The organism is Phenylobacterium sp. (assembly GCF_036723115.1).
Taxonomy (GTDB): Bacteria; Pseudomonadota; Alphaproteobacteria; order Caulobacterales; family Caulobacteraceae; genus Phenylobacterium.
The window spans coordinates 1-10,651 of record NZ_DAIMHV010000096.1 but is presented as its reverse complement, the minus strand read 5'-3'; the positions used below and the strand labels follow the sequence as shown (position 1 = coordinate 10,651).

11 protein-coding genes are annotated in these 10,651 nt (G+C 67.3%); 7 read left to right on the top strand and 4 right to left on the bottom strand.

All coding sequences use genetic code 11. The features are described from left to right. Positions 1-2,147, top strand: a 2,147-nt coding sequence (locus tag V7D28_RS10625; protein WP_333587361.1) for a TonB-dependent receptor domain-containing protein, incomplete at its 5' end; no start/stop codon positions are given. A 10-nt stretch (positions 2,148-2,157) separates the two neighbouring features. Here the strand turns inward: V7D28_RS10625 and V7D28_RS10620 are convergent. From V7D28_RS10620 to V7D28_RS10610, 3 genes are all read right to left on the bottom strand, one after another. Next, a complete protein-coding gene (locus tag V7D28_RS10620) occupies positions 2,158-2,646 on the bottom strand; it encodes a GNAT family N-acetyltransferase (protein ID WP_333587360.1) in 489 nt (162 codons plus the stop codon). A gap of 43 nt (positions 2,647-2,689) precedes the next feature. Further along, positions 2,690-3,202, bottom strand: a complete 513-nt coding sequence (locus V7D28_RS10615) for a TIGR02281 family clan AA aspartic protease (RefSeq protein WP_333587359.1) — start codon at positions 3,200-3,202, stop codon at positions 2,690-2,692. 119 nt (positions 3,203-3,321) lie between these two features. After that, complete coding sequence (locus V7D28_RS10610; RefSeq protein ID WP_333587358.1) at positions 3,322-3,531, bottom strand: DUF1289 domain-containing protein; 210 nt, start codon at positions 3,529-3,531, stop codon at positions 3,322-3,324. A 196-nt stretch (positions 3,532-3,727) separates the two neighbouring features. Here V7D28_RS10610 and V7D28_RS10605 point away from each other — a divergent pair, with 196 nt between their 5' ends. Both V7D28_RS10605 and V7D28_RS10600 read left to right on the top strand, forming a co-directional pair. Continuing rightward, on the top strand, positions 3,728-4,090 hold the full coding sequence (locus V7D28_RS10605) for a hypothetical protein (protein ID WP_333587357.1): 363 nt from the start codon (positions 3,728-3,730) through the stop codon (positions 4,088-4,090). 205 nt (positions 4,091-4,295) lie between these two features. After that, a complete protein-coding gene (locus V7D28_RS10600) occupies positions 4,296-5,807 on the top strand; it encodes a phospholipase D-like domain-containing protein (protein ID WP_333587356.1) in 1,512 nt (503 codons plus the stop codon). On the opposite strand, the gene V7D28_RS10595 is transcribed toward V7D28_RS10600, so the two are convergent. Continuing rightward, positions 5,766-6,521 carry an endonuclease/exonuclease/phosphatase family protein gene (locus V7D28_RS10595; RefSeq protein ID WP_333587355.1) on the bottom strand — a complete coding sequence of 252 codons (756 nt, stop codon included), beginning with the start codon at positions 6,519-6,521 and terminating at the stop codon, positions 5,766-5,768. The two genes, V7D28_RS10600 and V7D28_RS10595, sit on opposite strands and share 42 nt — an antisense overlap. Before the next feature lie 147 nt (positions 6,522-6,668). Between V7D28_RS10595 and V7D28_RS10590 the strand changes: the two genes are divergently transcribed. The 4 genes from V7D28_RS10590 to V7D28_RS10575 form a co-directional block, all read left to right on the top strand. Next, complete coding sequence (locus V7D28_RS10590) at positions 6,669-7,871, top strand: acyl-CoA dehydrogenase family protein (protein ID WP_333587354.1); 1,203 nt, start codon at positions 6,669-6,671, stop codon at positions 7,869-7,871. 114 nt (positions 7,872-7,985) lie between these two features. Then, a complete protein-coding gene (locus V7D28_RS10585; protein ID WP_333587353.1) occupies positions 7,986-9,131 on the top strand; it encodes an acyl-CoA dehydrogenase family protein in 1,146 nt (381 codons plus the stop codon). Between the two features lie 102 nt (positions 9,132-9,233). After that, a complete protein-coding gene (locus tag V7D28_RS10580) occupies positions 9,234-10,127 on the top strand; it encodes a DMT family transporter (RefSeq protein WP_333587352.1) in 894 nt (297 codons plus the stop codon). Positions 10,128-10,131: 4 nt separating this feature from the next. Then, on the top strand, positions 10,132-10,651 hold a 520-nt coding region (locus V7D28_RS10575), incomplete at its 3' end, for an N-acetylmuramoyl-L-alanine amidase (RefSeq protein WP_333587351.1).

The window sequence follows — 10,651 nt, the reverse complement described above, 5'->3', positions numbered from 1 at the left end:
GAGCGACGCCGACGGCCGGCGTGCAGCGTGACGCCAACTGCGTGGCGGTGGGCGGTTTCGCGGGCTTCAGCGGCACGACGCCGGCCTGCTACTTCACCTATGTGCCCTTCGACAACCTGATCGAGGACGAGGATCGCTACCAGCTCTATGGCGAGGTGAACGTCGACCTGGCCGACAATGTGCGCTTCCACTTCGAAAGCCACTACGCCAAGACCGACATCCCCAACATCCGCTTCTCCCCGTCCTTCCCGCCCACGTCCGGGCCCAACGGGCCGGGCAGCGTCGGGGTCTTCACTGTGCCGACCACCAATCCCGGCGCCCTGACGGCTCTGCAGCAGGCCGGTCTGTCGCCGGCCCAGATCGCGGCCACCAACAACATCTCCCTGACCCTGTTCCGCCCCCTGGGCGCAGGCGGCAACAACGCCACGGGCGGCGGTCAGATCGGCAGCCGGTCCTACGAGATCTACCGGGTGTCCGGCGCCCTGACCGGGGAGTTCGACAACGGCATCGGCTGGGAAACCGCGGTCACCTATTCCCAGGCCACCAGCAACCAGAACAATACCGACGTCCTGATCGACCGGCTGCAACGGGCCCTCAACGGCCTGGGCGGTCCCGGCTGCACCGGCACGACGCCCGGCGCCAACGGGTGCCGCTACTTCAACCCGTTCTCCAACGCCTATCCGGGCAACCCGGCGCTCGGCCTGACCAATCCGGGCTATGTGAGCGCCAACGCCAATCCCACCGACCTAGTGGCCTGGCTGTTTGACACCCAGATGTCGGAAAACCGCGCCAGCCTGCTGGTGGTGGACGCCGTGGTGAACGGGACCCTGGGCTTCAGCCTGCCCGGCGGGGAGATCGGCTGGGCCGTCGGCGCCCAGTATCGCCGCAACGAGCTTCAGACCACTCTGTTCAGCCCGTTCCAGGACTCCCGCGTCACGCCCTGTCCGGTGCCTGGCGTCACCACCTGCGCCTTCCCCACCGGGCCCTACATCTTCCTGGGCCAGAGCACGCCCTCCCAGCTGGACGACTCCATCTATGCGGTGTTCGGCGAGGCCAGCCTGCCGCTGACCGACAACATCAACGCTCAGCTGGCCATCCGGTACGAGGACTATGGCGGCCAGACCGGATCGACCACCAATCCCAAGCTGGCGCTCAAGTGGCAGGTGACCGACTGGCTCGCCCTGCGCGGTTCTATCGGCACCACCTTCCGGGGACCGACCCCGGTGAACCGCTCCACCAATCAGGTGACGGGTCTGTCGGGGATCATCGCGGCGGGCAACAACTTCAAGTCCGTGGACTTCCCCGGCAATCCGGCCATCGGCCCTGAGAAGGCGACCACCTACAATATCGGGGTCATCTTCGAGCAGGGCGGGTTCCGGGCCATCGTGGACTACTGGAACTTCAAGATCGAAGACCAGATCGTCCAGGTGCCGGCCAATGTGATCGCCACCTCGGTGGCCGGCGTCGGCAACGGTACCCAGCTGGTGAACTGCGCCAGCCCCTTGCGCGGACTGATCACCTTCAACAACAACAACGCCTGCACCCAGGGCGTCACCGTGGGCAATGACATCGCCCGCGTCCTCTCGCCTGTCACGAACGGGCCGGAGTTCACCGTCTCGGGCATCGACGTCCAGATGGACTACAGCGCGAGCGATGTCTGGGGCGGGCGCCTGCGGACCGGCGTCTCGGCCAGCTATTATCTGGAGTACGAGTTCGCCGACTTCACCTTCAACGGCGTGCTGGTGAACCGCGGCTATGAAGCCAAGGGTTTCGCCAACTATGACCGTCTGCCGGGCACCATCTCGGAATGGCGCGCCAACGCCTATGTCGATTATGGCCGCGGCCCGCATAACCTTCGGGCCGACCTCACCTTCATCGACGGGGTGGTGGACAACCGGGCGCCGATCAGCGTCCAGACCCAGACGGGCGCCCTTCAGCCGATCACCTTCGGCCAGAAGGTGGAGGACTTCTATTCGGTGGATCTGACCTATCAGGCCGAACTGCCGTGGAACACCACCATGACCGCCTCGGTGTTCAACATGTTCGACCGCGATCCTTCGGCCGCCCGGCTGGAGCTGAGCTACGATCCGTTCATCGGCAACCCCTATGGCCGGACCTACAAGATCGGCTTCCGCAAGCGGTTCTGAGCCGGGCTGATCAGATCGGCGCCTTGGCCATGAAGACGGCCAGGGCGCCATAGCCGGCCACTTTGGCGGTGAGGTCGGGGTCGAGAGGCTCCACCCGCCGCCAACCTTGTTTGGCCCAGAAGCCCTCTGCGCCGGCCACGGCGATCAGCTCGGAATGGCCGAGGCCGCGGGTTCGGGCGGCCGCAGCGCCACTCGCCAGAAGGGCGGCGGTCACCCCCGTGCCCCGCTGATCGGCGGCGACGGACAGATCATGCACATACCAGCAGGCGTCCGCGCCTTTGGGCGCCTCGCCCAGCACCGCGTCCACCGGCGGCGGGGCGCCCCGTCGCCAGGGATGGCTCACGAGATAGCCGGCCAGCGCGCCGTTCCGGCGGGCTGTCAGGTTCAGATCCGGGGCCAGCGTCATGCGGCTGCGGAAGGCGGCGGCGGAGTCGTGCAGGCTCGCCGGATAGCCGGCGCCTTGCAGGGCCAGCACCTCGTCCAGATCAGCCTCGGTCATCGAGGTTACGGAGAGGGTCGCGCCGGATGCGGGCGTGAGGGGGTCAGGGACGCAGGACAAGGGTGGTCGGAGTCGCCTCGAAGCGGGAGAGGCGGCCAAGATAGCTCATCCCCAGAAGCGAGGCATCCAGCCCCTCGGGAATGACCAGGGCGTCCACATTCTCCACCCGCGCGCCGGCCACCGAGACAGCGCCCAGTTGAACCGAGGCCGCCCGCGCCTGACCAGACGCGGTGAGGACCGCGTGCCGGTAGTCGAGCTGCTCCACATCAATCCCCAGGCGTCGGGCGTCGGCCAGGGTCAGGGCGACGGCGCTGGCGCCGGTGTCCACCAGAAAGCGCACCTGCCGGCCGTTCACATCGGCCTGGGCCCAGTAGTGACCGTCCCGGGCCTTGGTCACCATGGCCGGCTGCCCCGAGGCCGGGGCGGCCGCCGCCTCCCGGAAGACCGGGGCCACCAGGGCGGTGGCCCCCCGCGCCGGGTCCAGCGCCACCACGGCCTGGGCGGCGCCCACGGCCGAGACTGCCGCCACAAGGGATAGAACCGCAAACCTGATCATTTCAGACACCCGCCTCACCAAAGGCCGACCGGCCTTTTCGGCCGTGTCGTGAGGCAAGGTTAGTCGCGGCCGGTTTGCATCCGGTGAATCACTGAACGCTGTCGCCCAGGGTGGGTCGATCACACCAGGCCGAGCTTCTCCGGGGCGATCAGGCTGCGCCGGTCGGGCAGGGCGGCCATCACCGTCTCCCGCTCTGCGTCGGACAGTCTCGCCCAGCCGGCGACCTCTTTCAGGGTGCGGAAACAGCCAAGGCACAGCCCGCTGGCGCCGTCGATGGCGCAGACCTTGATGCAGGGCGTCTTGATCGGGGCGGGCGGACGATCCGTCATGGTCGGAAGATAGGCGGCCTATACGGAACCCGCCACCCAAGAATGTGGCCGACTTTTGGCGCTCACTCGAAGATGAAAATTATGTAATCAACCGACGTTATCAGTGAACTCCGGGCCGTAGAAAACATTTCAAAGGTTTCATTTGAACGAGCAGCCGCAGAGCGCGAGTTTAAGTCATCGAACGAGGGAGAACGTCATGAAAATCGCTGCCGCCGCAATCATGCTCGCGGGTCTGACCATTGCGGGCGCCGCCCAGGCCAAGGCTACAGACGCGGAATATCTGCAAGCCAAGCGCTGTCTTGGGCTGGCCTCCTCCGAGGCCCTGTCGTCCGCGAGCCAGGCCGATCTGAAGGCCTTCGCCGACGCCGAAGGCCGCACGCGCACGGCCATCGTCCTGGCCAAGGGCGACGAGGAACAACGCCGCGCCGCGCGTGAGGCCCGCACCACCAACGACCAGCGGATCGCCCGCCTTGGCGCCGAGCTTTCCGGGCCGTGCCAGACCCTGGTGGGCGCGGCCACCGGCCACGCTCAACATTCCGGCGCTCAGCCCCGCAGCTGATCGCCCCGCCATCTGTCGCCTGACTTGGGCGCGTCTTCTCCCCTGGAAGACGCGCCATTTTTTGTTTCGAAAGGCCGAAAAAAGGGAACCGTCGCGCGCCGTGGGGCGTCTTTTGAGGGCCCGCCCAAGGCGAAGCTTTCCCGCCGAGCGCGTGATCGCGTCGATCTGACTTGGGAACGTCAAACAGCCCCGGCAGGATGGCGAGATGAACACCCTGATCCCAGGCGCCACCTGCTGGCGGACGGCGGCGGCGCAACGGGCCGCCTTCCTGATCGACAACGAGGCCTATTTCAACGCTCTGGCCGAGCTGCTGCCCAAGGCGCGCAAGTCCATCTATCTGCTGGGCTGGGGGTTCGACCCTCGCACCCGGCTGGCCCCTGACGGATTCGACGGGCCTGACGATCCCGACGAGGTGGGGCGGGTGCTGGTGGAGCTGTCGCGCAAGCGGCCCGACCTGGATATCCGCCTGCTGATCTGGAAGTCGGCCCTGCCCATCAGCGCCAGCCAGAACTTCTTTCCACACCGGGCCAAGCACTGGTTCCGGGGCACCACCGTGCAACTGCGCCTGGACGAGTCCGTGCCCTTCGGCGCCTGCCATCACCAGAAGGTCCTGGTGGTGGACGATGCGGTGGCCATCTGCGGCGGGGGCGACATCTGCGTCGACCGCTGGGACACGCCCGCCCACCTGGACGATGACCGCCGGCGCATCATGCCCGACCAGGAGTGCCACGCCCCCCGGCACGAGGTGATGATGATGGTCGACGGCGCCGCGGCCGAGGCCCTGGGCGATCTCTTTCGCCAGCGCTGGCGGGTCTCAGCTGACGAGGTGGTGCCCAAGTCCGCGCCCTCGGGAGAAGATCCCTGGCCCCAGCGGGTGCCCGCCCATCTCACCGATGTGGAGATCGGCATCGCCCGGACGGAGCCGGCCTGGCGGCATCACCCCATGGTCGACGAAATCCGCCACCTCACCCTGGCCTCCATCGCCGCGGCGAAGGACGTGATCTATCTGGAGAACCAGTACTTCACCTCGCCCATCTATACCGAGGCCCTGGCCGCGCGCCTGGCCGAGCCCACCGGTCCCGAGGTGGTGCTGATCTCCACCGGCCGCAGCCCCAGCTGGTTCGACCAACTGACCATGGACCGGGCGCGGATCAACATGCTGTGGCGCCTGCGCGCGGCCGACATCTTCGGGCGCTTCCACGCCTATTGGCCTGTCACGCCGGCGGGCGAGACGATCATCGTTCATTCCAAGGTGACCGTCATAGATGATCACCTGGCGCGCGTGGGGTCGGCCAACCTCAACAACCGCTCGGGCGGCTTCGACACCGAGTGCGAGCTGGCCGTGCGTGGCGAAAGTCCGGAGGCGCGGCTGAGCATCGCCGCCCTTCGCGACCGGCTGATCGGCCATTTCATGGGCTATACAGGCGACGCGGTCAGCAAGGCGCGGCAGGAGCGGGGAAGCCTGGGCGCCGCCATCGCCGCCCTCAACCGCGAGGGCCGCCTGCGCCCCCTGGAGCCGCAGAAGATGTCGGCGCCGGGTCAGGTGATCGCCGCGTTCCACATCGGCGATCCGGCCGACGTGGCCGATTCCTGGCGCGTTTTCCGACGGCGGGAGCGTCTCTATGAAACCGCCCGTCGCCTGGGCCGGGTCCTGGCCGACAAGCGGGCCAAGCTCTCAGAGGAAGCTGAAGTCCATGACCAGGGGAAGGTGGTCTGAGGCCACCCGCGTAAGCGCGTCGTAGGGGGCGAACACATCCTCCACCTTGATCTCGTCGCTGACGAAGATGTGGTCGATGCGCAGGACCGGCATGACTGAGGGAAAGGTCGAGGAGGGCGATCGCCGCTCGGCCAGCCGCCGGGCGGGATGAAGGGCGCCGCTCAAGGTGCGATAAACCTGCGAGGCCTTGGTGACGTTGAAATCCCCCAGCAGGATGGTGGGCCCCTGCCGATCGGGATGGGCCAGCCATTGCGGCCCCGCCAAGGCGGCGGCCTGGTTCTGCTGCTCGCGGGGGACCAGCCCCAGATGCGTGTTGAACACCTGCAGGGCTCGGCCCTCGATCTCGATGGAGACCCAGAGGGCGCCGCGGGGCTCCAGGGCCGCCACCCGCTCATGGCCGGGCAGGGCGGCGGACCTGACCTTGCGTTCGGGATGGCGGGTGAGGATGGCGTCGCCATAAAGCTCATCCTCGACCCGCATGGCCGGGTGGAAATGGAAGGCCATCTCCAGCCGTCGGGCGATCTCATGAGCCTGATCGACGCCATTGGTGCGCATGCGCCCGACGTCCAGTTCCTGCAGGGCGACGATATCGGGCTCCAGCCCGGCGATCACGTCGGCCACCCGACCTACGTCCAACCTGCGGTCGGTCCCGACGCAGCGGTGCACATTGTAGGTGAGGATGCGCGGCATGAAGGCGGTGTTCTGCGCGTCCATGGGGGCGGTGGCAAGCCGGAGATTGGACCTTCCGCGTTGCTCGTTACGTTGACGTTAGCGTCATCTTTTCCTTAGGCCCCGCCGCGCCTATGGTCACGCCCGAAGCATGGCCGGCGCACAGCCGGCGAGACCCCAAGGGAGTTCGCCATGAATCTTGATTTCTCCCCTGAAGACGTCGCCTTCCGCGAGGAAGTCCGCGCCTTCATCGCCGAGAACTATCCGAAGGCTCTGCGCGCCAAACAGGAGAGCGGCGAGCCGCTGGCCAAGGAAGACTATCTGGCCTGGCACAAGGTTCTGGCCAAGAAGGGCTGGGTGGCCCCGTCCTGGCCGGTGGAGCATGGCGGGACCGGCTGGACGCCCACCCAGAAGTATATCTGGTCTGAGGAACAGGCCCGCGCCGACACCCTGGCCGTCCTGCCCTTCGGCGTGAGCATGCTGGCGCCTGTGATCTACACCTTCGGCACCGAAGAGCAGAAGAAGCGCTTCCTGCCCGGCATCTACAATGGCGAAGTCTGGTGGTGCCAGGGCTATTCCGAGCCGGGGGCGGGCTCTGACCTGGCCTCGCTCAAGACCCGTGCGGAACGGGTGAAGGGCGACGACGGCAAGGAATACTACATCGTCAACGGCCAGAAGACCTGGACCACCCTTGGCCAGTACGCCGACTGGGGCTTCTTCCTGGTCCGCACCGATCAGGACGCCAAGCCGCAGGCCGGCATCTCCTTCCTGCTGATCGACATGAAGTCGCCGGGCATCGAGGTTCGCCCGATCATCACCCTGGAGGGCGGTCACGAGGTCAACGACGTCTTCCTCGACAACGTCAAGGTGCCGGTGGAGAACCGCATCTTCCACGAAAACCAGGGCTGGACCTGCGCCAAGGCCCTGCTGGCCCATGAGCGCTCCGGCATCGCCGGGGTGGCGCGCTCCAAGCGCGGCCTGGAGCGGCTGCGCGAAATGGCCACCACCGAGATGAGCGACTTCGGCGGCGCCCTGCTGGCCGACCCGTTCTTCAAGCGCAAGGTGGCCGAACTGGAGATCGACCTGACGGCGCTCGAGTTCACTGAACTGCGCACCCTGGCCGGCGAATCCAGCGGCAAGGGGCCTGGCCCGGAGTCCTCGATCCTCAAGATCAAGGGCACGGAGATCCAGCAGCGCCTGCAGGAACTGGCCCTTGAGGCGGTGGGCCACTATGGCGCGCCCTTCCTGCGCGACCTCGGCCACAACGCCAATATCGGCCCCGACTACGCCGATGGTCTGGCCGGCGAGTATTTCAACGGCCGCAAGACCTCGATCTATGGCGGCTCCAACGAAATCCAGCGCAACATCATCGCCAAGATGGTGCTGGGCCTCTGAGGTGAACCCCGAAGAAGCCTCTCTCCCTGGCGGGGAGAGGCCTTTCGGATCTGATCGACTTGGGAAGGCCCTCGCGACCTGCGCTGAAGGGGCCTGAATTCAGGAATTTGTCCAATGGACTTCAACTTCACCGACGAACAGTCGATGCTGCGCGACACGGTCGCGAGCTATCTGGCTGACAACTACGCCTTCGACGCTCGCCGGGCGGCGATCAAGAGCGAGGCCGGCTGGCGGCCGCAGGTCTGGAAGGCCTTCGCCGAAGAGCTCGGCATCCTGGGCGCCCCCTTCTCCGAGGAGCATGGCGGCCTGGGCGGCGGGGCGATCGAGAACATGGTCGTCATGGAGGAATTCGGCAAAGCCCTGGTGATCGAGCCCTATATGGGCACGGTGGTCATCGGCGGCGGCTTCATGAAGCACTCCGGCTATGCCGGGGCGGCCGATGTGATCGGCAAGATCATCGCCGGCGAGGCGATCATCGCCTTCGCCTATGCCGAGCCGCAGGCCCGCTACACCTGGCAGGATCTGAAGACCACTGCGGTCAAGGACGGCTCGGGCTACGTGCTGAACGGCCATAAGGCGGTGGTGGTGGGCGCGCCCTGGGCGACGCACCTGATCGTCACGGCGCGCACCGGCGGCGGACAGCGCGACGCCCAAGGGGTCTCGGTCTTCCTGGTGGACAAGTCCGCCAAGGGCGTCACCACCCGCGACTATCCCACCGTGGACGGGCAACGGGCCTCTGAGGTCACCTTCGAAAACGTCGCCCTGCCGGCCGAGGCCCTGCTGGGCGCCGAGGGCCAGGGCCTGCCGCTGGTGGAACAGGTGATGGACGAGGCCATCGCCGCCACCTGCGCCGAGGCCTGCGGCGTGCTGCGCCGCCTCCAGGAAGGCACGGTGGAGTACACCCGCGGCCGCAAGCAGTTCGGCCAGCCCATCTCCGTCTTCCAGGTGCTGCAACACCGCATGGTGGACATGTTCATCCAGCTCGAGCAGTCGATCTCGATGACCTACATGGCCAATATCCGCCTGGGCGAGAGCGCGGTGGAGCGGGCCAAGGCCGTCTCGGCCGCCAAGGTGCAGATCGGCAAGGCCTGCAAGTTCGTGGGCCAGAGCGCCATCCAGCTGCATGGGGGCATGGGCGTCACAGACGAGATGGCCATCGGCCACTATTTCAAGCGCGCCACCATGATCGAGGGCCTGTTCGGCTCCACCGATCACCACCTGGTCCGCTATGAGGGGCTGTCCTTCGACACGGCCGCCTAAGGCCGCTCCCTCGCATCCAGAGGGCCGCCGTCGGGACCGAAGTCCGGCGGCGGCTCTTATTCCCCTTGCCCGCCTCCGGGGAAGCAGGCTTAAGGCGCTGCCATGGCCCTGCGCGATTTCGCCCTGCTTGTTCTCGTCTGTCTGATCTGGGCGACCAACAACATCATCTCCAAATTCGTGGTGGCCGACCTGGCCGTGCCGCCGCTGTTCTACGCCGCCGTGCGCTTCGCCCTGGTGGCGGCCATCACCCTGCCGTGGCTCTTCCCGGCGCCCCGGCCGCGGTGGCGGCTGATCGTCGTGGCCCTGCTCATGGGCGGCGGCAATTTCGCCCTGCTGTTCATCGGCCTGCAGACCGCCACGGCCTCGGCCGCCGCCGTCGTCATCCAACTGGGGGTGCCGATCACCACGGTGCTTTCCATGGTCATGCTGGGCGAGCAGGTGCGCTGGCGCCGGGGCATCGGCATCGCGCTGACCCTGGCCGGCGCCCTGGCCGTCATGTGGGATCCGGGGGGCTTCGTGGTCTCCACCGGCCTGCTGTTCGTGGTGGCCGCAGCCTTCCTGGGCTCGCTGGGGGCGGTGATGATGAAGCAGATGCAGGGGGTGCGGCCCATGCAGTTCCAGGCCTGGGTGGGGTTCGCCTCGGTCTGGCCCCTGGCGGCGCTCTCCCTGGCCGTGGAGCCGGGGGCGATCCAGGCCGCGGTGGCGGCGGGCTGGACCTTCGTGGTGGCGGTGGTCTTCTCGGCGGTGGTGGTGTCGGTGGCCGCGCACACGGCCTATTACGGCCTGATCCAGCGCTATGAGGCGAACCTGATCTCGCCGCTGACCCTGATGACGCCTCTGGCCACCATCGGCCTGGGGGTGGCGCTGATGAACGATCCCTTCGGGCCGCGCATGATGATCGGGACGGCTGTGGCGCTCGCCGGCGTGCTGATCATCGCCCTGCGGCCCAACCAGGTCGCCCCCCTCTTGCTCGCCCTGCGCAATCGGGCCGAATAGGGCCATGGACATCATCCCGGCCCCATCCCCCAACCACAACGAGCGGACCGTCCCGCCCGACATCATCCTGCTGCACTATACGGGCATGGAGACGGGGCAGGGGGCGCTGGAGCGCCTGCGCGATCCCGAGGCCAAGGTCAGTTCGCACTATCTGGTGGAGGAGGACGGCCGCATCTTCTCGCTGGTGGCTGAGGAGCGTCGGGCCTGGCACGCCGGGGTGTCGTTCTGGAAGGGCGAGACCGACATCAACGGGCGGTCCATCGGGATCGAAATCGTCAATCCCGGCCACGACTGGGGGTATCGCCCATTCCCCGAGGCCCAGATCGTCGCGCTGATCGCGCTGATCGCCGACATCCGCACCCGCTGGATGGTGCCCGACGCCCGGATCATCGGCCATTCGGATGTGGCGCCCTCACGCAAGATCGATCCTGGCGAGCTTTTTCCCTGGAAGCGCCTGGCCGCGGCCGGTCACGGACTGTGGGCCGAGCCCCCCGCCGCCCCGGGGTCGCCCCTGGGGGAGGGAG

Coding starts and splice junctions, on each gene's coding strand:
- V7D28_RS10580 (WP_333587352.1), top strand. CDS start 9,234: ATGGCCCTGCGCGATTTCGCCCTGCTTGTTCTCGTCTGTCTGATCTGG.
- V7D28_RS10620 (WP_333587360.1), bottom strand. CDS start 2,646: ATGACCGAGGCTGATCTGGACGAGGTGCTGGCCCTGCAAGGCGCCGGC.
- V7D28_RS10585 (WP_333587353.1), top strand. CDS start 7,986: ATGGACTTCAACTTCACCGACGAACAGTCGATGCTGCGCGACACGGTC.
- V7D28_RS10600 (WP_333587356.1), top strand. CDS start 4,296: ATGAACACCCTGATCCCAGGCGCCACCTGCTGGCGGACGGCGGCGGCG.
- V7D28_RS10595 (WP_333587355.1), bottom strand. CDS start 6,521: ATGGACGCGCAGAACACCGCCTTCATGCCGCGCATCCTCACCTACAAT.
- V7D28_RS10605 (WP_333587357.1), top strand. CDS start 3,728: ATGAAAATCGCTGCCGCCGCAATCATGCTCGCGGGTCTGACCATTGCG.
- V7D28_RS10590 (WP_333587354.1), top strand. CDS start 6,669: ATGAATCTTGATTTCTCCCCTGAAGACGTCGCCTTCCGCGAGGAAGTC.
- V7D28_RS10615 (WP_333587359.1), bottom strand. CDS start 3,202: ATGATCAGGTTTGCGGTTCTATCCCTTGTGGCGGCAGTCTCGGCCGTG.
- V7D28_RS10610 (WP_333587358.1), bottom strand. CDS start 3,531: ATGACGGATCGTCCGCCCGCCCCGATCAAGACGCCCTGCATCAAGGTC.